Source organism: Chitinophaga ginsengisegetis (genome assembly GCF_900168065.1).
Classification (GTDB): Bacteria; Bacteroidota; Bacteroidia; order Chitinophagales; family Chitinophagaceae; genus Chitinophaga; species Chitinophaga ginsengisegetis.
The window spans coordinates 2,490,879-2,517,073 of the sequence record NZ_FUZZ01000001.1; the positions used below are offsets into that span (position 1 = coordinate 2,490,879).

A 26,195-nucleotide genomic window follows, 5' to 3' on the forward strand; every position below is an offset into this window, starting at 1 on the left:
AAGCGTTTGATTTGATCAGAATTTAATATTTGCACCCAGGGAAAACACGCGTGATACCGGGAACTGGCCGCCATCAAGACCAACACCACCTACTTCCGGGTCCATACCGGTGTATTTGGTAAAGGTGAGCAGGTTATCGCCGCTAAAGTATACGCGAAGGCCCTGGTTCCAGCTCATTTTCTTAAAGGTGTAGCCGATCAGCAGGTTCTTTAATCTCAGGTAGTTACCATTTTCAAGATACCAGTCGGAGTTGGTCTGGAAATTTTTGTTGGGATCATTAGCAGAGATACGGGGGATGTTGGAGCCTTTATTTTCAGAGGACCAGGCATCGAGGATTTTATCCCAACGGTTGTATCCTTGTTCAGAGCCGCTTAAGGTAGTCATCTTGAAAGCATTGAACAGCTTTACGCCGCCTACTCCCTGCATAAACAGGCTCAGATCAAAATTTTTCCAGGTGAAGCTGGCGGTGAATCCGTAAGTGAGTTTTGGAAATGCGTTGCCCATGTATACGCGGTCACCGTCGTTGATAGCGCCATCTCCATTCTGATCCACAAATTTCAGGTCGCCGGCTTTTGCATTAGGCTGAATCATTTTACCATCTTTCTGATAAGCTTTTGCTTCATCATCTGATTGGAAGATACCGGCCGTTTTTATCAACCAGTAAGAATAAAATGGTTCTCCTACTTTAGAGCGGAAAGGGGTGAGCACTCCTCTGAAGGCATCAGTATGTACCCACGTAGCAGCCGGATCTTCATCTATGGATTTCACCCTGTTTTTTAATGTAGCGATATTAGCCCCCAGGTTATATCCTACCATACCGATATGATCGTTCCAGGTTACAGCTACTTCAAAACCTTTATTGCTGATTTCTCCTTTATTAATATACGGTGCACCTATACCGAAAGTATTGGGCCAGTTGGATTGCAGCTGGATCAGGTCATAGGTAAGTTTATCAAAATAATCGGCGGTGATATTCAGTCGTTGTTTCAGGACGCTGATGTCGATACCGATATCTGACTGCTGGGAAGTTTCCCAGGACAGGGACCGGTTAAATGCACTTCCATTAGCGAGTGAGTTGGATCTTGGCGCACCGTCGCCCACCTGGAAAGTATAATCCGGAGCGAGTTTAGCATAACCATAATAATGTCCGATGGAACCCAGGTTACCAATCCTTCCCCAGCTTCCCCTGATTTTGAGCAGATCCATCCATTTTACATTATCCATGAACGACTCTGAGCTGATTTTCCATGCGGCAGTTACACCCGGAAAACCTTTGGAGCGATAACCTTCCGCTAACCTGCCGGCAACATCATTACGGTAACTGGCGGTTACAAAGTAACGGTCTGCCCAGCTATAGGATAATCTTCCTACATAGGAAACTGTTCTGTCTTTCCATTCATCGTCAGCTGGTTGATTCTGATCAAAGATGGTGGCATTGGTAAAGAACTGCGCCCAGTCGGATTCGTTTTCAAATCCTTTGGCAGCGGCAGAAAAATTGCGGTTGGATTCTTCCTGCCCTGTCATAGATGCCATCACACCAATGTTATGCCGGTTGATGATCTTATTGTAATTAAGGGTATTTTCCCAGATCCACTTGTATCCTTTATCTGTAGAATAGGTTAAAGTATTCTGATCATTTGGTTTTCCGGGCTCTGTTCTTCTAGGCTCAAAGTTTTTCCACAGTGCATTTTGCTGACGGTAAGAAAAACGGGACAGGTAAGTAAGACCAGGGATAATATCAGACACCGTTAACTCCGTTGCCGACTGCAGGTCATTCCGTTTGTTATAGGGTTGGTTTCTGAGCAGGGTGGCTACCGGGTTGATCACGTCTCCGTAAATCCCGTTATACTGGGAACCTCTTGGACCTACGCCACCAAAGGTACCATCGCTGTAGTACGGGGTAGCGGAGCGCGGCATGTACAGGGCAGAAAGGATAACGCCGCTGTAACCGCTGGCGGTTTCTGCATCCCTGTTATCATTGTTATTCCAGAAGAGATCCTGGCGCAGTTTAACGTTCTTACTAAACTGGTAATTTGCATTAAATCTCAGGGAAATATTTTTATTATAGGTATTGATCAGCGTACCTTCTTCTTTCTCATAACGTGCCTGGAAGAGGGTGGAAAATTTATCTGTTCCGGCGTTTACGCTGATATTGTGACGTTGTATCAAACCGGTGCGGAAAATTTCATCCATCCAGTTGGTGCGCGTTACCAGGCCATCCGGGTTTTTCGCAGGATTCCATCCTTCCAGCGGAGTCAGTCCTGCATTGGTTTGCGCGAGGTCGGATACTTTACCCTGCTGTTCTGCAGTGAGTGACTGCAAGGTGCGCCAGGGTTGCTTGGCGCCTACAAAGCCGGTATACTGTACGCTGGGTAGTCCTTTTGCAGCCTGGCGGGTAGTGATGAGGATAACCCCTGCCGAACCCGAGAAAGCACCGTAAATAGCCGCAGAAGCAGCATCTTTCAATACTGTGATGGATTCCACATCAGCAGGGTTATAAGGCGCACCAGGTACACCATCTACCACATACAGTACATTATCATTCAGGGAACCTACGCCACGGATTACTACACTGTTGGCATTGCTGGTATGGCCACCATTGCTTACCACCGTGATACCGGGTACTTTACCTTGTAACATATTGGCCACATCCAGTACCGGGCGTTCCTTGATCTGCTTCATGTCTGGTACTACTGCTACGGCAGCGGAGAGGTCACCTTTTTTTGCGGTGCCGTAACCAAGTACCACCACTTCATTCAGTGCGTTGTTGCTGGTTTTCAGTGTAAGGTTTACCGTATCTGAGCTACCGGCAGGCATTTCCACGGTTTCGTAGCCTACATAGCTGAAGCTGAGTATGGCTTTATCACTTTCCAGGGTGATTTCAAATTTGCCATCGGCATCTGTAACGGTTCTTGTTTTAGTGCCTTTTACCCAAACAGATACGCCGGGAATAGGTTCTTTATTTTCAGTGGTAACACGACCAGTGATTTTGCGGGCAACTGCCTGGGTAGTTTGTACTTCCGGATCTTTCTCTGCTTTCCGGAGCAGGATGGCTTTGTCGCTCACGCTGTACTCAATACCTGATTTACTACGGAGCATGTTAAGGGCTTCGTTCAGCGTAATATTATCCGGCTTGAAATCCCTGACAATAATTTTGTCGAAGTCCTGTTTTACATAGTTAAATGTAAAGCTGCTCTGGTGTCCCAGTGCGCTCAGCACCTGGGAGAGGGAGGCACGGGAAATATCCAGTTTCACTTTTTCGCTCAACCCGTTTTGCCTGGCGTATCCGAAGGTAGCTGGCAACAGGGCACATCCCATTAGCAGGAATCGTTTGATGCGGGATACAGCCCGCCCGCTGCTGCGGGTATGCTGATCAGCGGAAGTAAATGTCATTTTCATGTGTTGAAATTTTCAGGAGCGTTCACGTGTTATTTAATAGATGATCACCTGTTTGTCGGAAATACGGAATTGTTTACGGCTGATGTAACATAGATTTCCCAGCATTTTTACGAAGCTGTCTTTTTTGAAGAGTACAGATACATTTTTTTCGATGCCTTGTGTGTTCTCCCATTTCACCTGATAACCGTTGCGTGTGCACAATCGCATAACGGCATCTTTGAAAGGCAGATCAGTAGCGCTGAAGCCGCCTTCTTTCCAGGCGGCTACTTTGCCGGCTTCTGTAGCGGAAATATTCAGTGCTTTATCTTCATTATTATAGGCGGCGGCGTAGCCGGGCTTTAGTACGGTACTGTCTTTTCCCGAGCATACTTTTACTTTACCCTGTACCAGTGATACACGGGTTAATCCTTCGCCGGCATAGGCTTCCACGTTAAACTGCGTACCCAGTACCTGGATAGCGAGATCCCTGGTGTGGATCACGAATGGTTTGTTCCGGTTGCCTTGTACTTCAAAAAAGCCTTCCCCGGTGAGTTGTACGTTACGGCTTTGCTTATTATAGTCTTCCTTCCATTTAAGGGAGGCCGCTGTATTCAGCCAGATACGGGAGCTATCCGGCAGTACTACCAGTTTAATATCGCTGGTTTCGTTGGTAACCTGGAATGACTTATTATAAGCCAGGCGGGCGGGCGGTTGTTGTGAATAACGCTGCCACATAAATCCTGCGCCGGCCAGCAATAATATGCTGGCTGCAGCGGCCCATTGAATGGAACGTTTCTTCCACCAGGCTACCGGAGCTGCCGGGAGCATGCTGTGAAAATTAGCCAGGAACTGCTGCCGGTAAAGGTTTGATTCCAGGGCAGACAAATCTGCTTCGCTGTTTAAACCGTCATACCAGTTGTCCAGTAGCGCCAGTTCTTCCCGCGTACATTTTCCTTCATGAAACTTTTTCAACAGGGCTTCAGCCCTCGGATATTTTTGTGTTGCCATCTGTTAATGAATACCCGCAACACAAAAAATGTTAACTCCATCTAAGGTTAAGGAATTGTAAACAACAAAAAAGAGGAAATAAGGCTGGCAGACAAAGCCGGATTTGCTTTAATATGTGCCTTTACCTGTTTAAGGGCACGGCTGTATAAAACGCGCGCGGATCCTGCATCTATACCTAGTTGCTGCGCAATTTTCTGGTAAGAATAGTGATGGTTTACGCGAAGGATAAATAGCTGGCGCTGACTGGGAGAGAGGATTTCCAGCGCTTCAGAAATAATGGTTTCTTTCAGTCCGTGCAGTTCATCGGAGTTTATTGCATCCGGTGATTCCAGTGTGTCGTTTAATAATACTTCCAGTTTTTTCAGGTGTGCCTGGTAACGGCCATTAGTGCGATAGTACTTAAAGATGCGCAGTTTCAGGGCATGGAGCAGGTAAAACTCCAGCGTTTCATCTTTGGGCACATCTTCCCATTTCACCCATAGTGAAAGCAGTACATCCTGCACAATATCAAAGGCGTCGTGCGGATTGGTTTTCGCCACGGCGATGCCGAGTAACTTATCCCAATAGGCCGCTACAGCCGCCTCAAATTCAGCCTGGCCGGAGCTTCCGGATGTATGATGGAAAGATATTTTCTTAAGCGCAGACATAAGTTGAATATAACAGTCCCTACAAAAGTAATTGTCTAATATTACGTGGATATTAACGTTAGGAATTCCAGGCTTCTTTTCTTTTTAAAAATCGATTTAGCAAGACCTTACAGGAAGACGTGACATTGCTCCTGTACTTTTCATCGTGAACTGAAAATTAAATTGTTACTGTATTTTGATTGATAATTTAATGTGGACTGATTGGCGTCAATCAAATATAAATTTACTTTTTCAAACGGGAAAGAATATTTATAAGCGTACATCTTACCTCAAAAACGGTATCTTTCTACCTGTTTTAAAAGTTACCTATGCTCACCGAAGATGCAGCTATCGCCATACAGGAAGAATTACGCCGGCAGGTAATCACCACAGATGAATTGCCGGATACCATTAAAATTATTGCCGGCACCGATGTGGAATACGACAAAGATTCCAACCTGATTGCAGGCAGCATTGTACTGCTGGATTATACCACCCTGCAGGTAGTGGCCGTAGCCACCCATTGCATGGAAGTTACCTTTCCCTATATCCCCGGATTATTCTCCTTCCGGGAGATGCCTCCCCTCCTGAAAGCCTGGGAAAAACTCCCGCTGCTCCCGGACCTCATTGTTTGCGATGGCCAGGGACTGGCCCATCAGCGCCGTTTTGGAATGGCCTGCCACTTTGGAGTAACGGTTAACAAACCCGTAATCGGCTGCGGCAAAACATGGCTATGCGGCGAATATCACGACCTCGGGGAAGAAAGAGGCAGCATTGCACCACTAATAGAAAGCAGTGAACATATCGGCAACGCCCTGCGAACACAAACGGCTACCAACCCGGTATTTGTTTCTACAGGACATAAAATATCGCTGGCCACTGCCACTGACATTGTACTGAAACTTTGTACACAATACCGCTTACCGGAAACCACCCGGATCTCCGATCATTACGGACGACTGGCATTACTGGAGTATAAAAATTTGGAGAAATGAATTTATTATTTATATATTTGCAGCCCCAAATGGGGAATACAGAATGGCTGAAAAGCTTGCCTGTAGGAAGGATCGGTAGTTCAGTTGGTTAGAATGCCGCCCTGTCACGGCGGAGGTCGCGGGTTCGAGTCCCGTCCGGTCCGCAAAATCTCGAAGAAACCCGCGCTGGTCGCGGGTTTTCTATTTTAAGTCGGGTGTTTAGTCGGGTACCGGTTAATCCTCTCCTCTTTTTTTTGCTACCTTATTAAGGTTAACTATCACTTACTAAGATGCAATTATATTTACAGCCTCCCTACCAATAGTGATGTACAGTGCCAATAGATGTTTTTCTATGATTCAGAAAGTACCATAGATTATTGCTTTGGCAGGACACCGGCACAAACTTTTGAAAAAACGTTACATCTGGCAAAAGAAAAGCAGCTGGATGATCCACCTCCAGCTGCCCAAAAATTTATCTTTCGTCGGATCAAACCTGAACCTTATTCAGGTATAACTTCTGCCAGCTTCTTAATAAGGTCTTCGCCCCTTAGACTCCTGCCTATGATTTTTCCCTGAGGGTCAATCAGGAAATTTGTAGGTATACCGGTAACTGCATAAATTTTTGAGGCTACATTACTTTCTTTTAAATCGCATACCTGTACCCAGGGCAGATGATCCTCTTGAACTGCCTTTAGCCAGGCTTCCCGGTTGGTATCAATAGAGACACTAAGCACCGTGAAATTTCTGTCTTTGAATTTTTCGTAGGCCTTTAGTACGTTGGGGTTTTCCGCCCGGCAGGGACCACACCAGGAAGCCCAGAAGTCAAGGAAAACATATTTTCCTCTGAATGACGACATGCTCACTGGCTTACCCAATGAATCTGGCTGCGAAAAATCCAGTGCCATTTGGCCAATATTTGTTCTAATTCCAACCTCTAAACTATTCAAGATTCTTTTACCTGATTTAGAGGCTCTTACCTTCGGTGTCAGTTGATCAAACAGGTCTTTTAGCAGCTGTGGATCTGAAATTTCCAAATCTGAATTATAAGACATTTGGTTGATCATGTTTAGACTGACAAAACTCCCATTGTAGTCTTTTATAAATTGTTTTTCGATGGCATTTATGCGATGTTCATCGCGGTCGGAAATGGGGAGTTTTCCCAGATATTCACGATATTTATTAAACTCGTTTTGAGTTACTCCCCCTTTAATCCTGGTGGTTTCAAGACTATCCAGATCCGAATTTATTTCTACAACTGCATTTTCATCTAAATAATATTCAAGATGGGTATGGGCAGCTGGTATATAAATAAAAGCGGCTGTAGGTTCAGTGATCAGGCCTTTGAATGTAAATTCACCAGACCTGGAGAACACTGAGTCACGACCTTTCGCAAATTGAAAAACCCAGCTATCTTTTAATCCCTTTATATGACCTTTCACGATATAATTGGTTTTTTGCGTTTGGCCAATTGAAACACCTGCTAAAGTGAAAATCAGTAATAGTGTATTGATGATTTTTTTCACGTTTTCTTATTTAATTGTATCCTTGGTTCTGTACTAAATTTTTATTGCTGTTGATAGCTTGTTGCGGAACAGGGAAGAGTACTGCAGTTGCCTTCCAGGTTGGCTTAAGTGGTGCCAGGACCTCTGTTGCTTTATTTGTTCTTTTTAGATCAAACCAGCGATGCCCCCATTCACAAAACAACTCCACCTGGCGTTCATGAGCAATATAGGCCAGCATTTGCGCTTTGCTGACTAAATTAACATCCGGAAGATTGGCACGAAACCTAATCTTGTTCAGGTCCTCTTTTGCTCCAACGATATTTTCCTGCTGTGCACGTGCCTCGGCACGGATCAGGTATTGTTCGGTTAATCTGAGGACCAGATCGTCCTCTTTGCTTGCGGCCGCAGGCGGAATAACTCCGGTCTGTTTATATTTATTCGGATAGTAATAATCCTTACCTCCATAGGCAACTTTGCCAATCCAGTTAGACTTTCTGAGGTCATTTAGTTCGAAAGCTGAGAGCAGATTGTCCCTGACTACAAAATTAGGCATACCAGTTCCTGCTGCAGGCAAAAAATCGCGGGCCACATAAGTTGCATTGTTCTGATCGGCATTGAACTGAAATATTGCTTCTGAACTGCTGCGTAAAAACACCCTGTCTATTGTCTCCAGTCTGTAGAACGCGTTTTTACCAATCACGAGACTTGCGGCAGCTTCAGCTTCAGGGTATTTATTCATGTATAGATATACCCGCGACAACAGGGCGATGGCTGCAAATTTGTTCACGCGGCTCCTGGCTCCGGTTCCTATATAATCTTCATAAAGCAGTTCCTGGGCAGATTTCAGGTCGGCAACGATCTGGTTATAAACATTGGCCTGAGGGGATTTAGGCAATAGAGCCGTCTTCGATACCTCGGTTGTTAAAATAATGGGGACGTCGCCAAACATATCGGTCAGGTAAAAGTTGCACAATGCCCGCATGAACTTTGCCTCTCCTGTAATTTGATTACGGTAACCCTGAGAAGATTTGTCGAGCATGTTGATGTTCTCCAATATATTATTGGCCATATAAATTGCCGTATACGAATCAGCCCATAGCTGCAAATTCCTGGTGTCTGCTACAGGAATGGCATTCTGCTCAAACTGAGGATACCGGTTTCCGCTGAAATAATAAGTTTCGTCCGCTGTAAGGGAAGACAGTGTGGTGATAAAACTCTTATAGGGACTGCCCTCTACATTTCTCCAATTGTACATATAACTGTATAGGCCGGATACCGCTGAATTTACAGAAGCTGAATCTGTAAATACCTCTGGTGTGGTAAGCTGGTTTTCCGGGGCCGGGATTTCGATGAGTTTTTTGCAGCCAGCCATCCAAAACAGTAAAGGCAGCAGAAAAAATGGAGAGATTAAAAATCTCTGCCTATTATTAAAATGCGCAAGTATGATTTTAGCTAACATGATTTTACAAGTTAAAGTGAACACTGAATACCTACAGTAAACATTTTGAGCGGCGGTACCACAATTCCATATGGTTGCTGGGTTTCCGGATCCAGTCCCTGATAACTGGTAATAGTGAATAGATTCTGGCCCCGCAGGTATAAATTGACATTGTTGATATTCATACGCCCGGTCCATTTTGCCGGGAAACGGTAAGACAACGAAATATTCTTTACACGGATATAGGAAGCGTTGCTGATAACCCTGTCGGAATAAGTATAAAGGAGATAACTATTATAAGCTGGTGTACCAAAACTAGCTGTTGGCCTTAAGCCTACATTCAGAATATCGGCATCCTGATTACTGAAACTGCCCGGTGGATCCGTGGATGCATATCGGTTACTGTAGCCTTTTTGTACCGTAAACTGTAAAAATACATCCAGTTGCCAGTTTTTGTAGCTGAAATTATTGGTAAAACCACCGTACATTTTCGGAGCCAGTTGTCCAACATTAACATAGTCACCAAGGCCGTTGGCTGCAATACCGCTACTGATCACTCCATCACCATTGACATCTTCTATTTGAACAATTCCATCAACAATATCTTTAACCCGATACAAATTCAAAATACTAAGTGGCTGGCCAACCACATAGGTGTTTGCGTAAGTCGAATTTTCTATGCCAGGAAAACTAATCAGTTTATTGCGTGGTATAGTCAGATTAAATGTGCTTTTCCAGCTCAGATTTTTCTTTTCAATATTCCTGGAATTCAGTTCGAATTCCAGACCGGTATTTTGCACTAAGGCTGGAAGGTTGGCCTGGTAAGAAGAAAACCCTGTCTGTACGCTTAATGGGTTATTCACCAGCATATTGCTGGTTCTGTTTCTGAAGGCTGCGGCAGAAAACAGAACGCGGTTCCTGGCAAAGCCCAACTCTATTGCCATCTCTATTTTCCGGGTACTCTCCCAACTGTAGTCAGGATTGGCAATCCTTGCCGGAGATATTGCTACTGCACCGCCATATTTATAATTGTTGTTCCTGTAAGTTGACAAATAACCGTAGTCAGCAATCTGGTCATTCCCTACTGTACCGTAGCTGGCACGTAATTTCCCGAAACTGATCCATGACATTGATTCTTTTACAAAGCTTTCTTCGGAAAATATCCATGCCGCACCAACCGCGCCAAAGTTTCCAAATTTGTTATTGGGCCCAAAACGTGATGAACCGTCTCTGCGACCACTGATGTTCAGTATGTATTTTTCGGCGAGCTGATAGTTGACCCTTCCGAAAACAGAGGCATATCTGTATTCTGACGACGAATTGGACAGCCAATAAGTGGTAGTGGCTGAGGCAAGATTATAGATCAGCTTCTCTGATGAAAAACCTGTCAGGCCCGTAGAGTAGGGTGTTTTGGAAATAGATTTCTGATAGGTTCCACCTACCAGTACCTGTAGCTTACCTCTGCCAAAGCCTTTTTCATAATTCAGCTGAGGCTCCACAATAAGCCCTTCTGTGAAATTTGATGCCAGAACCGCTACAGTACCAAAACTATTTGGTCCTGAATTACTTTGCAAGTAAGCGAAGCGCTGATCACTCTGCAATTTATTATAGCCAAATGTGGTTTTAAACAATAAGCCGGAAGCCAACTGATAGCCTAAAGCCATGTTTGCTAGGATATTATTGGCTTTTGTCTCATAAGGATTACTAACCGATGCAATTGGATTGCTAAAGTTGTTATCCCAAAATAAGCTGCCATCTGAATTATAAAGCGGGTAATTCGGCGGTAAAGTCAGAGCAGAAGGTGTTATATCGCTCGGTGCAAGTGTATTAAGGTCTTTTGAAAGGGATACAGAGGCTGAAGCTGTAAATTTATTATTGCTCGAAGCATGGCTGGCATTGAGTAAGGCGGAACCACGCTGGTATCCTTTGTTCCCAGGGAATACGCTGCCTTCTTTGCGGTAGGTTCCACTGACAAAAAAGGTGGTGTGGTTGCTCCCCCCCGATATCGAAGCTGTAGCCTCAGTAATATGTGCTGTATTCCCGATTAATAGCTTCTGGAAATCCCGGGTTTGTGTACCCCAGGTCGTCAGGTCGGGAGCATTAGATTGATTGGGAACCACATTATCGTTGGCAAAGGCCTCCCTCCGCAGCTTCAGGTATTGTTCCGTACTCAACGTTTTCATTTTACTTGCGGGTTGACCAATGCCCGTGTAAACATCTAAGATGACGCTGGTTTTTCCAGCCTTTCCTTTTTTGGTTGTTATCAGTACTACGCCATTCGCAGCCCTTGATCCATAAATTGCGGTCGCATCAGCATCTTTAAGTACGCTGATTTTTTCAATATCTGCCGGGTTGATGCTGGAAAAAGGACTGGTACTGCCATTGGCACCAAGCGAATAGCTCCCTCCTGATTGTTGCTCAATAGGCTGGGCATTAAAAGGAACCCCGTCAATTATATACAATGGATTATTGCCTGCCCCAATTGAATTTTGCCCGCGTATGCTGATATTGACCGCTCCTCCTGGCAAACCATTCGATTGGGTAACATACATCCCTGCTACATTTCCCTGCAAAGCCAATAGCGGACTGTTTACAGGTTGCTTTCCAACTTCCTCTGCGCTCACTGAATTGATCGATCCGGTATTCAGGCGTTTGCTTGTAGTGCCATATCCAATAACTGTGATTTCGTTCAAACCTGAATTGCTGATTTCGAGCTGTATGTTTCCTAAATCAGGTAGGGCAGTTACTTCACGTGTTACGTAACCCAGATAAGAAATAACCAGAACGGAATTTTCGTTAACACCTAAAAGTATAAATTCACCACTGGAATTTGTTAGGGTAGCCTGGTTACCATTTTTCACTTTAATGCCTGCACCTTGAAGCGGCTGTCCGCGTTCGTCCAGAACCCGGCCTTTAACATCTAATGATTTAACCACTACCGTTGATTTAACTACTACTGTTTCAGCACCTACAGGCTTTGCAGGAACAATGACGATACTTTTATTACTGATTGAGAAAGCAAAGGGCTGCCCTTTGAAACATTCTTCCAGCACCTTGCTAACAGGTTGATTCCTGGCATTTATACTTACGCGCGTTGCTTTTCTCAATTCCAAATTGCTATAAAGGAAGTCATAACCCGTTTGCTTTTTAATCTCCCTGAAAATTTCCTGAAGAGTAGCATTCTTTTTGGATAATGACACATTTTGTGCCGTAGACACATAACTAACCTGTAGTAGAGTGATAAATAAAGTAAGGAATATGGGGTTGAATCGTATAATCCTTTTTTTGGTTAGCCGAGAAGTTAAGGCATTACGATTTACCCAATACACAATTCCAGTGCAAAGTTTATACATTTGATTAGATTTTTTTGGTAAGCGATGATTGAGTATAAAGTCTTAATCACACTTGCCGGTTGGTTGAATAAAATGTTAGCTCAATTGACATAAGAAGCCCATTGGATCGGGGAGATCCCCCTCCAACTATTTTTCATTTGCATTCCCGTAAAGGTTTTTATTTTGTCACGATAATCCTCTTTCCATTAATTGTAAAGTGCACAAGCTCTGTTACTTCCAGCAACTTAAGCACCTCTTCCAGGCTTTTTGTCCTGGATATGGAACCTCCTAGCCTGAGGGCTGATAGATCGCCCTTGTACACAACTTCTTCTACATTATACCACCTGGAAATCTGTCTCATAATTTCAAAAATAGGCGTGTCATCAAAGAAGAAATTGCCACCCTTCCATGCTACTGCCAATTCAGTATCCACGTTGTTCACATTCATGCTTTTCTCTGTAATAACAGCCTGCTGCCCCGGTGAAAGGAAGTGCTTTAACTTATTGTAGTTTTCAACAAGTACACTGCCTTCAAGCAGAGTAACCTTGGCATTTGGTTCATCAGCATAAGCGTTTATATTAAAATGCGTGCCCAATACTTCCACTACATGTGAAGATGATGTTACCTTGAATGGAGCCTTTTTATTGTGTGCAACTTCAAAATAGCCCTCTCCAATAAGTTTAACTGCTCTTTTGTCCCGTTCAAATTTTATTGGATAGGTTAGCGACGATGACGCATTTAACCAGACTTTGGTTTGGTCTGGCAATACGATTTGATACTGGCAACCTTTGGGGGTTTCGATGGTATTATATCCTATCTTATCTGCCTGTTCATTTGTTTCGGAGATGTGGTATATCAGCCCGCCTCCAGATGATTTAGTTATGGTTATGCCCGAGGCCTCCGTAAAAGTTTCTGAGCCTGAATCGCTTAGTATTATTCTTTTTCCATTAGATAAAGTAAGTGTGGGGGCAGTGCTTTGACGTTTTTCGTATTTGGCCTGTCCGGTTGTGGAAGCTTGTCTATTGTTCAAAAAATATATAGAGGAGATAGCCATAACCAGGATGGCAGCCGCAGCAGAAGAGACCCATATTCTTAAGGTCCGTGAGCGTGTTGTTCTTTCTTTTATCGCTTTATATAAGCGGCTTCTGAGCATTTCTTCCGATTCGTCTTCACCAGTCCAGCTTAATGGTTGCTCACCATCTGTATCATACCATTGATACAGTTGTGCTTCTTCCTCGGCTGTTATTGTTTTGTTCAACCATTTTTCGGCAAGCTCATTTATCTGCTCAATTGTAAGGCGCTCCATTCTATACTTTTCTTACATAGTGTATCAAATTTGGGGTTTGCCCTTACTCCGGCGAAAATTATTTTTTAATTATGCATATGAGGTAAACAAGAAGTAGTAGGAAATGGAGCTTTCCTAAAGCTCTCCGTAAAATTTTAAGCGCCTTATGAAGGTGCGCTTCCACTGTTTTCTGGGAAATATAAAGCTCGGCAGCTATCTGTTTATCGGATTTCCCTTCTTCCCGGCTCATGCGAAAAACCATCTGGCATTTCTCCGGCAATGCCTTTACAGCCAATTCTATCTCAGCATTCAGGTCACGTAGATATAACAACCGCTCAGTGCTATCTTCGGTAACCTGTATTTGGGAAATGTCCACGAAATCTCTAGGAGACTTGTTTCTGGCTGCTATTTTGGCAATGATCTTATATCTCACAATAGCAGCAATAAAGGTATGGAAACTATGTTTAAGCACAATTCGCTTCCTGCTTTTCCAGATATCAATAAAGGTGTCCTGAACGAGTTCCTCAGCATCTTTAGAAGAATCTAGTTTACAAAATGCTTTATACACCATTTGTTTCCAGTATCTTTCATAAAGCAATTCGAACGCGCGCTGATCATCATCAGCTAAACGCTGATAAAGTTGGTTGTCATTTAATTCATTTAACCCGGACATGATACTATCTGAGTAACAAATTTAATCAAATTTTGACCAAACCGAAAAAGATGCCCGGACAAATTGGTTTGATTGCCTGTAGCCGTCACCCGGGCATTCAGCCTGGTGTTTTATTTATGATGGGATCACCTGTATACGAATGACGGCTAACTATTTCAAAGAGTTGCCATACCAACACAACTGAGGCGATAATCAACAGAATACCAACTTGTACATGTAGCTTCGCCTTCTTGCCTACGCCTTTCTATTCGTTCATGAGTACCCCCCACATGTTTGCAATGAGGATAATAAATGCCATATGAACAATCCAGCTGCTGACGCCATTTCCGAGCTTACTTTCTCCCATGCCGTAAAAGAAGAACTGGCAATACCAGGTGATGCCGGCCAATGCGGAGAACAGGTAATTTTTCAGCAGCGGTGTTTTGGCATTGGTGTAGTCTTTAAAGGATTTATTGCGCACATTTAACAATACGCACCATATCAGGTTAACTAAAAGTCCTCCCCACAGCAGCGTAACATATATCACATTGTTTTGATACAGGGGATTACAACCTGCGGCCACCGCCACCTCTGTCATCGGTTTCCCCGCTTCAATGCCGAAATTGAAACAGGCACTGAGAATACCGGCTACGATCGTTACAATCAATCCCTTCGTTAGATTAAATTCAGCAACGGACGCACTCTGTTGCAATTTGGTAAGCTCTCTTTCCTTCAATACTCCTGCGCGGCCACATACATAAATGGCAAGAAGGCAAACTGCGATCCCGGCCAGTATTACTCTGCCCCAGGACGTTGTAAGCAATTCGGTAAAAGTAGATTTACCCTCCGCGGGATAGAAGTTATAGTAAATGGCAGGCACCAATGCTCCAAAGGCAGAACAAAATCCCAACACTATTGAATTTCCCAACGACATACCCAGGTATCTTATACCCAGTCCGTACGTAAGCCCCCCTATCCCCCACAGCAATCCAAAGATCAGTGTAGCCCTGATCGTTTCCCAGGGCGTACTTTTAATAATATCTATAAATCCCGGGATAGTAACGGCTTCCGCAACAGGTGGCACTATCAACCAGGAGAAAAGCCCTCCGGTGATCCAGTAGCTCTCCCATTGCCATCCCTTTACCTTTCTATAGGGCGCATAAAAACTCCCGGAGGCAAAACCGCCAATGAAATGAAAAATAACTCCTAATAAAGCCTCCATATTGATTAATTACCTGCCCTGAAAGATTTACGCACTCACCGGTACGTACAGAATTGGGGTCAACAAACCGGAACTATTCGTACACTAGTTATTTCCAAACACAGCTTTTATCGCTTTCAGATAAGCATCGCCATACTTTTTCTCTGGCAACAGGTAACTCCCTTCTGTCCATTCATTCCAGGAATTGATCACGACAATTTTCTCCCGTGGTTTGTAGATATCAAGAAACTCTTTGGCTTTCGTCAGTTGCCGCTGAAATTCTGTTGGTGTATTTCCTGTAAACACCGGTGTCCACGGATAACGTCTATATTCGAACTTATCCGTTTGCATGCAACGCGGACTTGCATCCCATCCCATTGATATATTCGGGGTATACAATACGCCAGGGAATTCTTTTATAATAGAATTCCAGTACTTCTCCATGGAAGCAAAGAGAGTTTGAATGGGCGCGGAAGGAAATCCATCCTTCTCACTATATTCATTATGATGGAGATAGCAGTAAGTAGACGCACTGCCGCAATTAAGTCCGTCCAGAAAAGCCTGTAAATCCTTTGGGCGGGATACACCTCGCACCTGCTGCAAAAATTTGTTGTTGAGCATCCAACTCATCACATTCAGATGTACTCCAGGGAAACCAGCCTGTTTTGTTTTTCTTTCCAGCATATCAATCGCATCTTTTGCCTGTTCAATACCTCCCAACCCCTGCACCAGTTTTTTCAGATCATAGATCATCAGCACCGGTTTCCCATCTATTTTGTAATAAGACGGATGGCTAAAATACTTTCGAATCCAACGCAAGGCTATTTTTTCAAACTCCCTCCGGTCAATATCTCCACGCCAGATCAGGTCATTGTTCTTACCGTTGAATGCGTCGTCCGCATTCCTTTTATCCCAGGCCAGGTTCACATCGTGATTGGCCCACATCAGGTAGAACTTCACCCGGTCATTATTACGCGCTTTAAGATACCCGTCATTTAAATGGCCTTCCAGGAAAGGCAGACCGTCATACCAGTACCAATCGAAAATGAAAACGTTAATACCGTGATCGGCTGCGGCATTAATCTCCATCTCTATTAAGGCAAACAATTCACCACTTCCACACCTTAACTTTCGATTCTTTTATGGACTACTTCGATATTTGATTCCAGCGAAGACTTCATTCGGTCAAACTGTTGCCAGTAAGCCTCCAATTTTATTCCGAACAAACTTTCTTTTAGCATGCATTTTTCTCTTCATAGAATGAATCTACGAAAGATTGCTTCGTAGTGATTTTGTAAAATGATCGAAATATTTAGTTTTTTTGAGATAGTTTTTATTTCTGAAAATCCCACCGCGTCTGAGTGCGTTCGTTGCTCCACGATATCTTCCACAAAAGCACAAAGACGCCTCAATACAAAATTGAGACGTCCTTTTACGAACAGTCTAGATTCATCTACCAGTACTACTTATTACTCACCTTATAAGTTTTCTTTTCCACACCAATGCCAGTCATCGTGAGGCTTTTCCAATTTTTGGGTAATACTGACGGTACTTGCTTAATCCCTCCGGGCGTTATATCCAGTCCACCGAAGCCCATCATCACACATTGCAAAATACCGCCCGCACCTGTTGCAAAGTAAGGATTGGTACCGCCCTTGGTTTCTGCAATAACCCGGAATGGTGGATTCAGATTGGGTTCATATGCGTCTTTAAAGAAACGAGCTGCCTTTTCTGCATTTCCCAGCCTGGCATACAACAGGGAGAAGATGGCCTGTGTCATAGCAGGCGTCCCTTCATTCGGTACGCGTGTGGAGTAGTAATCCAGGTCCTTCTTTATTTGTCCGGCATCGGTAATTTCTTTCAGCGGGTATGCCAACAGATTTACATCCGCCTGTTTAATCCCTTCGCCATTATAAGTGGCATGCTCTTTTGTAACACCATTGCCGAGTTTTAAAATGGGGATATTATCAGCTACATTTTTCCAATCGGCGCCGGGTGTTTCCCCCAATATCTTTGCCGCTTCAATAGCAGCGTACAGGTTAGCTTTTGCAGCGGCATTGGTAAATGCATTATTATCTACATTCTCTGCCCACTCATCTGCGGCTACTACGTTTTTGATTTCATATTTTCCAGGTCCGTTGCGTTCCACCCTGCTTGACCAGAAATCGGCAGTAGCAGAAAGGATAAGCCAACCTTTTTCTTTTAACCATTTCCGATCCTGTGTTACCTGATAGTAGTTCCAGGCTGCCAGAGCTACATCGGCAGTAATATGATGTTCAAAAGGCCCGCTCAATGCCCATACCGGCGTTTCTTCCTCACCGCTTTCGGCACTTTCCCATGGGAACATGGCGCCTCTCAATCCATGTGCAAATGCATTGCGCCTGGCTGCTTCCAGCCTTTCGTAGCGATACTCCACCATGTTCCTGGCTAACTCCGGATGAAGTACCAACAAGGCGGGGAACATCCACAAATCGGCATCCCAGAAAACGTGGCCGTTGTATCCCAAACCAGATAACCCCATAGGTGACAAGGAATATCCGGTACCTTCCCTGATAAATGCATACAAATGATACATCATGCTATGCACATCCTGCTGTGCCTGTGCATCTCCGTCAATCACAATATCGCTTTTCCATAATTCGTCCCAGGCCTTATTGTGGAAACTGATAAGCCGGTCGCGACCTTCCAGCTTTGCGTATAAAGTCATACGCTCCGCTTCGTTTAATGGATCGTTGTGCTGGGCAGAAGTAATGGAGGAACCGGCAAGGGAATAACGGTAGGTTTCCCCGGCTTTAACCGTACGGCTAAACTTCATTCCATGCATATTGTTATCCCACATTTCGTGGATCACCTTAGGCTCCCGGCCATGCGGTTCCGCAAACAGGAAAGTATTGGAAGCACACATCAGCAACTTACCCGTAGGACTCCTGGCAGATGAAGTCAGGAGTGATATGGAGGTATGGGGCCTGTCAATTTCATTATAATAATTCTGAACATCGCGCAGTGCATCCGGCGCCTCCATCAGGCTGGCGCCTGTGATGGTAATATCCTTTTTCGCCGTTACCTCCACATCCATCAGCACGGTAAAGGGTAAATGACGTAAAGCATAGTAAGTTGTTTTCACAAAAGCTTTATCAGTGACGTCAAAAGAAGTGGTGAATCCTGCATACCGCATGTCGAGCGACTGTTGAAAATTTGTAACCGATTTTGCATCTACTCTTTTGCCATCTACCTCCAGGTACATATTCAACAGGTTGAAGCTCTTCAGGAAATTGCTGACGCGCCCGCGCCCATATAGATCAAAAGCCCCGGCCAATACGACGTCTTTTACCTTAAACGGCTCGGGAGAAGATACGATACCAATCATGCCGTTGGCCGCCGTGATGCCATAGTAGGCGGATGGATCAATTTTCTGCGCTTCTGCTTTCCATTTATCCTGCGCGGTAACTTCCTTACACAGGAGGAAAAAACAAACCATATGTGCAACCCTGCAAAGATGCTTGCTCCGTTTACTGACGAACTTTTTCTCCATACATTTAATCTTTAATAATGAGTTCATTCTTCCCGCCATTCATAGGTATCAATAACGGTTTCCCATCCAGTAGTTTTCCATTGAGATAATATTGGCTTCCTTTTTCGTACTCCGTACTGAATACAATGCCCCACTGCTTTTTTTGTTGTATAACCGTATATTTAACGGTATTGGCGGCTTTTTCCACCGAAAGAGAAAATACATTATCTCCCACCGGCAGGTGTTCTATCTTGCCTTCCTTCCAATTCGAAGGAAATTGAGGCGCCAATAAGATCCTTTTATGAATGGCATCGGGTTGTACTCCAAATACATATTTTACCAGCGGCACTGTCATTCCGTAGTTGGTCCATGCCTGGGTGAAACAGCCATAGTCGGGCATCATTTCAGAAATAGATCCGGGCAAGGTTTGGCCAAACGTTTCCACAATTTTTCCTACATACCACATGGCTTCATCAATACGCCCATAGCGGCACTCCGCTACCGCCTGTACGCCGGTAGCGATGGTCATCATATGACGCCGGTCGATGGCTGCCGATAAATAGGGGCCATAAGGACCGCAATTTTCTTTGCGGATAACATCAAGAGAATGCAACGCCCTCTCGCGGGGGGCAATCCCTGTTTCCATTGGCGTATTGATTACCCAGTTTTTATTCAGCACCCATCCCTGGCTAGCCGCCGGCATTTTTTCCACCGCGTCTTTTAATTGCTGATAATACGTCACCATCCTGGCTGTTCCTGTATCGCTCCGCTCACCCAGTTGTACTTGTTCTATGGCTCCTTTACAGGCAGAAATGGCATCTGCGGTGGTGCCATAAAAATCGCAGTAGAGGCTTTGCTCATTACTCCAGTATTCTTTATTTATTTTATCCTTCAGCAATACCGACAAGCTATCATATCGTGCCTTGGCGCCAGTATCGTTCATGGCAGAAGCCAACATAGTAGCTGCTTCCAGGGCTTGCTGGGTGTACACCGCTACATCAATGAGTTCTGCATTCAGGCCACGTATCTCCATTATCCCGTACCCTTCGGGGAATAAATTATGATTCTGGTCTTTTTCTCCCAGGAGCCAGTCAATGCCTTGCCGGATGTATGGATATACTTCCCTGATAAAAGAAGTATCGCCGGTATACTCGTATAAGCGGCCTACACACATGATAAAATGCGCCGTCTCCTGCGTATTGCCTTTATTGGTAACAGTACCATTTGTGGAAATCTCATGAGCAATCCTGCCATTCCCGTTTACCTTTTGCGATTGTTCAAACAGCAAATGCAAGGTTTGTTTTGCCAGCTCTATATTCCCCGTTGCTAACAATCCCTGTACCGCATAAGTATTGTCGCAACCGAACCACCATGGGTATTCCATCAACCCGGCGCCAAGCCCAGTTCCAATGCCGGGTACGGTACGGGTAAGCCACGCCGTATTTATTTTAGTCCAGTCGTACGCCTGCTGTAGCGACTTATCGGGAACAGTGATTTTCGCACGCTCCAACAATACCCGGTAACTGGTATTCTTTTTTTTCAACAACAACGCATGGTGCTTCTGAAGATCCTGGTATACGGCGTCCGCTTCCTTCCCGTTGCGGTTGGAGCCTGCCACCACGAAAACTATGGTGGCCGCTCCATTGGCCGGCAGCGCTATTTTGTAGGTTAAGGAAGCCGCTGCTCCATTTCCAATGGTTTGTTCCGGCAGGAAAACCTTGTCTCCCACAAGATGCTCAACAGCCGGTTGCGACGCCCCCCACTTTATATGCCAGGGATGTTGTTCATCCCTGGCAGTAAAAGTAGATTGTACAGCGTTCCATTCCACTACATCGCTGGCATCATTAACGCCTGTTTCCTTTGAGAACCAAACCGGGCTGACATCTGTTTTAGCGGCGAATTCCAGCGTAATACTCCTCGCTTCGGCAGCGTGGTTTTTCAGGGTGTATTCGACAATAATACCGGGTTTCCCATCAGGGCAAAACTGAAACCGTGTCACCGAGGTGTTGACGAGCGGCTTCCCATAAACGAGTTTATTTCCGTGTGGATAGTTAATGAATTCATCGGCATCCTTCAGCCAGGCACTTTCTCCGGAATGGATATCTTTTATCTTCACCCAAAAACCATCCATCATTTTAATGGGATGCGCCCAGAGTCCACCCATCTCCCCTTTCACATGCCCGCCCATATCCGGGAAATTACCATCCTGGTTGCCGATGATATAGGAACGGTCGCCGGCAGCCACATATGGCATTCCTTTATGCTTTCCCTCATTGCTTATCCCGACAGTAAAATACTGATCAAAAGTCTGCGCCTGTGTAAATAAACATAAGGAAGAAAAGACACCTGATATCATTGCCGTCTTTCTAACAATCATAAAACCAGTTTAATCTTTCTTAAATAAGTGCTCCACTAAAATCCCGCATTCTGCCGGCTATTGGGGTTAGCATCCAGTTCTGCAATGGGAACGGGATACAATCCTTTCGTTTCAGACCGATAGCCCAATGCACCTAAATATCTGTCTGCCAGTCCCCATCTCAAAAGATCGAAATATCTTTTGCCTTCCAGCGCAAGCTCTACCCTGCGTTCGTGAACAATGGCATCAAAAAGTTGCGTATGGGGCGATGGCTTGTTATATCCGAAAGCCCTCGTCCGCACCTGGCTGATAGCATCCCACGCCTCGTTGTCATGCCCGGTTGTTTTATAGGCAGCTTCCGCAAAAGCCAGCAATACTTCCGCATACCGGATCAAACGTTTATTTTGCCCGGTTTTTTCGGCGTTATTCCCTACAAATATTCCCTTTACATACTTAGCGCAGCCATAACCTGTTTCGGGAGCCCAGGCAGCCTGGAAAGGATGTTTATTCACATTATCGCCAGAAGAACCAGGAATAGGTTCATCTGAAATAATATCGCCAGGGGCGAAGATACTTGCTGCCCTGCGGGGATCGCCGGACTCAAATTCATCGAACAGGCTTTTGGTCGGTAAGCAGAAGCCTAATCCGAATATGGTGGAACCATTACGGGGACGAACCCAGAAATTAAACCCATTGCTTTGATCGAAGTCTGCTCCCTCACGGGTTTGCGCCTCAAACACAGATTCTTTATTATTGTTAGAAGCTACTTTAAACAAATCCAGGAAATTTGGCGTAAGACCATAGTTAAATTTTCCGCCGGCATTGCTAACTACTGCTTTCAGCACATTATAGGCATCCTGGTACTTTCCCCATTGCAGGTAAGTAATTCCCTTCAGGCTAGATGCAGCGCCGCGATTAGCCCGTCCAACATTCACGCTGGTAACATCGGCAGGGTAAGGTAATAAACTCTCTGCCTGCGATAGCTCATCGATAATGAATTGATACGTTTCATCGGCCGTTGAACGTGGTAATTTAATATCTCCACCGAGTGTTGTTTTGGAGAGGGATACGCCGCCATAACGGATAACCAGGCGATAGTAAAAGAAAGCCCTTAGAAAATGGGCTTCCCCCAGCACTCGTTTTTTAGTATCGGAATCTGGTTGAACATTATCCAACACCAGGTTACACCTGTAAATCCCGGTATAGTTGTCTGCCCAGTTATTCTTAATAGGATCTGAAGCTGCATCTATATTTAAGATATCAAAACTGTTAAGTGCTGCCAGATCGCTTCCCTGTCCTTTCACCGCATCATCAGACAGCACGTCTGATTCAAAACTGACTTTATTGGTCCAGAATGACAGCAAGGGATAATAGGCCGCATTCATCGCCTGTTCTGCCTGTTGATCTGTCTGATAAAATCCTTCTGAACTGAGATAGCCCGGCTTCTTTTCCAGGAAATCCTTTTTACAGGAAGTCGCTAAAACAAAAAGAATAAGGAAACATGCAATATATTTCACGAGCGTTTTATAGTTTATTAACCGCTGTTTCATGATCAAATGATTTAAGAAAGATGTTGACATTACTGAATACCTAACTGTAGTCCAAAAGTGAACGTGCGCGCCTGCGGGAAGCTCACCTGGTCAAATCCGAGGCTACCTCTCACAAAGTTGCTGGATCCCAGGTTGGGAGTAGTCCCGGCTGCATTGGTCGTAGAAGTGAATGCCTGGCCCACTTCAGGATCAAAACCGCTATATTTCGTAAACGTCAACAAATTATTTGCACCCATATATACCCGCAACGACCGAAGTTTAATCTTATTCAATATTTTTTCCGGCATCGTATATCCGATCTGTACATTCTTTATGCGCATATAAGATCCGTCTTCCACAAACCTGGTGCTTGCTCTTTTATTGTTATTGGGATCCTGGGTGGTTAAACGTGGAATTTCGTTACTGCTGCCTTCTCCGTTCCAGCTCTTCAATACATCCGTGCTGTAGTTAACTGTTTCGCCTATATTCATCCCCCAAAATCTGGCGGCGTTGTATACCTTGTTCCCTTGTGCGCCCTGTAGCTGAATAAAGCAATCGAAATTCCTATAAGAGAAGTTGGCATTAAGTCCATAGGTAAATTTGGGAAAAGGATTCCCAATAAATGTACGGTCCTTAGCATCTATGACGCCATCATTATTGATATCCCTGAATTTGACATCTCCAGGCTTAGCCCCTGTTTGGGTAGCGTGTTTGGTAATTTCATCCTGGCTTTGAAATAATCCTTCTGCTTCATAACCATAAAACTGGTACATGGGATACCCCACATTGCTGCTGGTGGCAAAATCGAAGAATAAATTATTCACTACCGGTTGATTCAGGGGCCCTAAGCTAATCACTTCATTTTTGTATGCAGAGAAGTTGGCGCTGACAGAGTAATTGAAATCGCCCGTTGATTTTCTATAGGTCGCTGAAAATTCAACACCCGTATTTTTTACACTGCCGGCATTGGTAAATGAAGTGTTCGGATAACCTGACGAAAGTGGTGTTGGCAACGTCAGCAACATATCATTTGTTTTCTTGGTATAGTAGTCCACTTCAAATGCCAGGCGGGAATCTAAAACAGAGAGCTCCAGCCCTATATCTGTTTGGGTAGTAGTTTCCCATTTGACTGCCGGATTGGGAGGACTGGCAGGAGCATACCCTGGTGCGGCAGCAGGCGTTTGACCAAACGTAGTATAGTATGGTGACAAGGTACTGGTAAATGAATACAATCCTATTTCCTGGTTACCCAGTTGTCCCCAGCTGGCCCGAAGTTTAAGATGATCAATAAAATGAGCATTCTGCATAAACTTTTCCTCCCTGATATTCCAGCCTGCCGCAAAGGAAGGGAATGTACCATAGCGGTTAGCGGCGCCAAAACGAGAGGAACCATCTACCCTTACATTGGCAGAAAAAATGTATTTATCGCGGAAATTATAATCTAACCGGCCAAAATAAGAAAGCAGGGACCATTCCTCTGTATTTCCCTGTACGCCACTGGCCTGTACAATAGAACCATTATCGGGATATTGAAGGTTTGGATCATTTCCAGGAAATCCGGTTTTGGTGATGTAAGTATAGTTCTTCTTAAAATTTTCGGCAGAAGTTCCCAGTAATACGGTAAGGAAGTGTTTGTTTTTGAAGCTGTTTTTATAAGTCGCTGTATTCTCCCATACCCAGTCCATTGAATTGGAATTATACTGGGATAAACCTGATACAGTGTTAATATAGTTATCGTAGGCAAAGGTTGGACTAAACGATTTTTGCTCCTGTGTAACTACATCCAGGCCCAGGCTGGATTTCAACTTGAGGTGTTTCAGCAGTTCATATTCGGCAAACATGCTGTTGGTCAATCGTCTTAATACATCCGTACTGTTTGCATTTGCAGCCTGCGCCAATGGGTTCGCACCTGTACCTTCTTTGGGGGTTGAAGGACCGGCATACCTGTTACCCCGGTATACTGGTATAATGGGTAATGCCAGGATTGCATTTTTTAACACCCCTGCAACTTCAGTAGGAACAACATCAGATTTTATATCTGAAAAAGTAAAATTGTTGCCCAATCGCAACCTGGCTCCCGGAGTTGAACTAACGTTGGCCCGTAACGTATTCCGCTCATAGCCGGAGTACCGTACGATACCCTTCTGCTGAAAATTACCCGCAGAGAGAAAATAGGAAGTCTTGTCATTTCCACCGGAAGCAGACAGGTTGTAACTCTGGATAGGCGCGGTGCGGAACACGGCATTTTGCCAATTTGTGCCTGCTCCCAGCGTATCAACATTTCCCCAATCAGGAGGCAGGTTATCATTTTTTAATGCAGCATTTCTGACGGTTGCCCACTGGGTAGCGTTCAGCAAATCCAGTTTCTTCCATGCCTGTTGAAGACCATAGTAAGCATCGAAGTCAATTTTGGTTTTACCGGTTTTGCCGGATTTGGTTACGATCAGCACCACGCCATTCGCCGCGCGGGATCCATACATTGCAGCCGCCGAGGCGTCTTTTAAAACAGAGATAGACTCAACGTCTGCCATGTTGAGCGTGTTAATATTTATTTTGGTGGGTACTCCATCTACAACAAACAGCGGGTCTGTATTACCGATGGTACCGGCGCCCCGTATAAAGAAGGAGATCGGGCTGCCTGGAGCCCCGTTGTTCTGGAGGATCTGTGCTCCGGGCACTTGTCCCTGTAAAGCCTGATCCAGCCTGGCCACCGGCATTTTCGCCATATCCGACACTTTAACTGTGGATACTGCTCCCGTGAGATCGGCTTTCCTGGTGGTGCCGTATCCTATTACCACCACTTCGTTATTGGTTTGAATGGCTGCTACCATGCTGACCTTCACGGTAGATTGAGCGTCTACTACAATTTCTTTCGTCTGGAATCCCAGGTAGGAAATAATCAGTACATCGCCGGGATTCGCTTTTATCACAAATTCACCTTTTGCGTTTGTACTGGTTCCATTCCTGGTTCCTTTTAATTGTACCGTGGCGCCTTCCAGAGGATGGCCTTCCTCATCCGTTATCTTACCAGATACATTGCCAGGATCGGGCGCTTCGGAAGCCTTGTCCTTTTGCGGCAACGGTTGCGGCCTGGCGCTGATAACGATATAATTATCGGCGATCTTGTAATTCAGCTGCTGGTCCCGGAATATACGGTCCAGGACTTCTGTAAATGGCTCATCTTTGGCCATAATAGTCACCGGCTGAGCTTTGCTTATCAGTTCTTTTCCGTAGATAAAGCGGAATCCACTTTGTTTTCTAAGCTCGCTCAATACTTTTTCAAGCGGTTTGTTTTTTACCGACATGGTAATTGATTGGGCATTTGTGGATGCCGACACCTGAAGACATGTTACAATTAAGAAAATGGTTGTTAGTTTCATAACCCTTTTTACTTTCCGGGTCA

The 26,195-nt window shown here is 44.7% G+C and carries 15 protein-coding genes and 1 tRNA gene; 2 read left to right on the plus strand and 14 right to left on the minus strand.

Annotated features, from left to right (window positions below; genetic code table 11):
• Positions 1-15: 15 nt before the first annotated feature.
• Genes B5Z18_RS09895 through B5Z18_RS09905 form a run of 3 tightly spaced genes read right to left on the minus strand, consistent with a single transcriptional unit; the run spans position 16 to position 5,033 of the window.
• Positions 16-3,399, minus strand: a complete 3,384-nt coding sequence (locus tag B5Z18_RS09895; RefSeq protein ID WP_235015894.1) for a SusC/RagA family TonB-linked outer membrane protein — start codon at positions 3,397-3,399, stop codon at positions 16-18.
• A gap of 33 nt (positions 3,400-3,432) precedes the next feature.
• Positions 3,433-4,386 (minus strand): FecR family protein, encoded by a 954-nt coding sequence (locus tag B5Z18_RS09900; protein WP_079469195.1) that lies wholly within the window; start codon positions 4,384-4,386, stop codon positions 3,433-3,435.
• A gap of 47 nt (positions 4,387-4,433) precedes the next feature.
• Complete coding sequence (locus tag B5Z18_RS09905) at positions 4,434-5,033, minus strand: RNA polymerase sigma factor (RefSeq protein ID WP_079469196.1); 600 nt, start codon at positions 5,031-5,033, stop codon at positions 4,434-4,436.
• 308 nt (positions 5,034-5,341) lie between these two features.
• On the opposite strand from B5Z18_RS09905, the gene nfi reads away from it, so the two are divergent.
• Positions 5,342-6,007, plus strand: coding sequence for a deoxyribonuclease V (gene nfi / locus B5Z18_RS09910; protein WP_079469197.1), 666 nt, complete (start codon positions 5,342-5,344; stop codon positions 6,005-6,007).
• A gap of 69 nt (positions 6,008-6,076) precedes the next feature.
• A tRNA-Asp gene (locus tag B5Z18_RS09915) sits at positions 6,077-6,150 on the plus strand.
• A gap of 336 nt (positions 6,151-6,486) precedes the next feature.
• On the opposite strand, the gene B5Z18_RS09920 is transcribed toward B5Z18_RS09915, so the two are convergent.
• From B5Z18_RS09920 to B5Z18_RS09970, 11 genes are all read right to left on the minus strand, one after another.
• A complete protein-coding gene (locus B5Z18_RS09920; protein ID WP_079469198.1) occupies positions 6,487-7,509 on the minus strand; it encodes a TlpA disulfide reductase family protein in 1,023 nt (340 codons plus the stop codon).
• Positions 7,510-7,519: 10 nt separating this feature from the next.
• Complete coding sequence (locus tag B5Z18_RS09925; protein WP_079469199.1) at positions 7,520-8,947, minus strand: RagB/SusD family nutrient uptake outer membrane protein; 1,428 nt, start codon at positions 8,945-8,947, stop codon at positions 7,520-7,522.
• An 11-nt stretch (positions 8,948-8,958) separates the two neighbouring features.
• Entirely contained in the window at positions 8,959-12,126 is a 3,168-nt protein-coding gene (locus B5Z18_RS09930; protein ID WP_159454249.1) for a SusC/RagA family TonB-linked outer membrane protein, read from the minus strand.
• 310 nt (positions 12,127-12,436) lie between these two features.
• On the minus strand, positions 12,437-13,564 hold the full coding sequence (locus B5Z18_RS09935) for a FecR family protein (RefSeq protein WP_079469201.1): 1,128 nt from the start codon (positions 13,562-13,564) through the stop codon (positions 12,437-12,439).
• A gap of 58 nt (positions 13,565-13,622) precedes the next feature.
• On the minus strand, positions 13,623-14,216 hold the full coding sequence (locus tag B5Z18_RS09940) for an RNA polymerase sigma-70 factor (RefSeq protein WP_079469202.1): 594 nt from the start codon (positions 14,214-14,216) through the stop codon (positions 13,623-13,625).
• 244 nt (positions 14,217-14,460) lie between these two features.
• Positions 14,461-15,417: an L-rhamnose/proton symporter RhaT gene (rhaT, locus tag B5Z18_RS09945; protein ID WP_235015895.1), complete on the minus strand. Its 957-nt coding sequence runs from the start codon at positions 15,415-15,417 to the stop codon at positions 14,461-14,463.
• A gap of 84 nt (positions 15,418-15,501) precedes the next feature.
• Complete coding sequence (locus tag B5Z18_RS09950; RefSeq protein ID WP_079469203.1) at positions 15,502-16,485, minus strand: glycoside hydrolase family 99-like domain-containing protein; 984 nt, start codon at positions 16,483-16,485, stop codon at positions 15,502-15,504.
• Between the two features lie 373 nt (positions 16,486-16,858).
• Positions 16,859-18,928 (minus strand): kojibiose hydrolase, encoded by a 2,070-nt coding sequence (locus B5Z18_RS09955; RefSeq protein WP_235015896.1) that lies wholly within the window; start codon positions 18,926-18,928, stop codon positions 16,859-16,861.
• Between the two features lie 4 nt (positions 18,929-18,932).
• Positions 18,933-21,284 (minus strand): amylo-alpha-1,6-glucosidase, encoded by a 2,352-nt coding sequence (locus B5Z18_RS09960; RefSeq protein WP_143313538.1) that lies wholly within the window; start codon positions 21,282-21,284, stop codon positions 18,933-18,935.
• Between the two features lie 35 nt (positions 21,285-21,319).
• Positions 21,320-22,813 (minus strand): RagB/SusD family nutrient uptake outer membrane protein, encoded by a 1,494-nt coding sequence (locus tag B5Z18_RS09965; protein ID WP_159454250.1) that lies wholly within the window; start codon positions 22,811-22,813, stop codon positions 21,320-21,322.
• A 29-nt stretch (positions 22,814-22,842) separates the two neighbouring features.
• Entirely contained in the window at positions 22,843-26,130 is a 3,288-nt protein-coding gene (locus tag B5Z18_RS09970; RefSeq protein ID WP_159454251.1) for a TonB-dependent receptor, read from the minus strand.
• Positions 26,131-26,195: the final 65 nt, after the last annotated feature.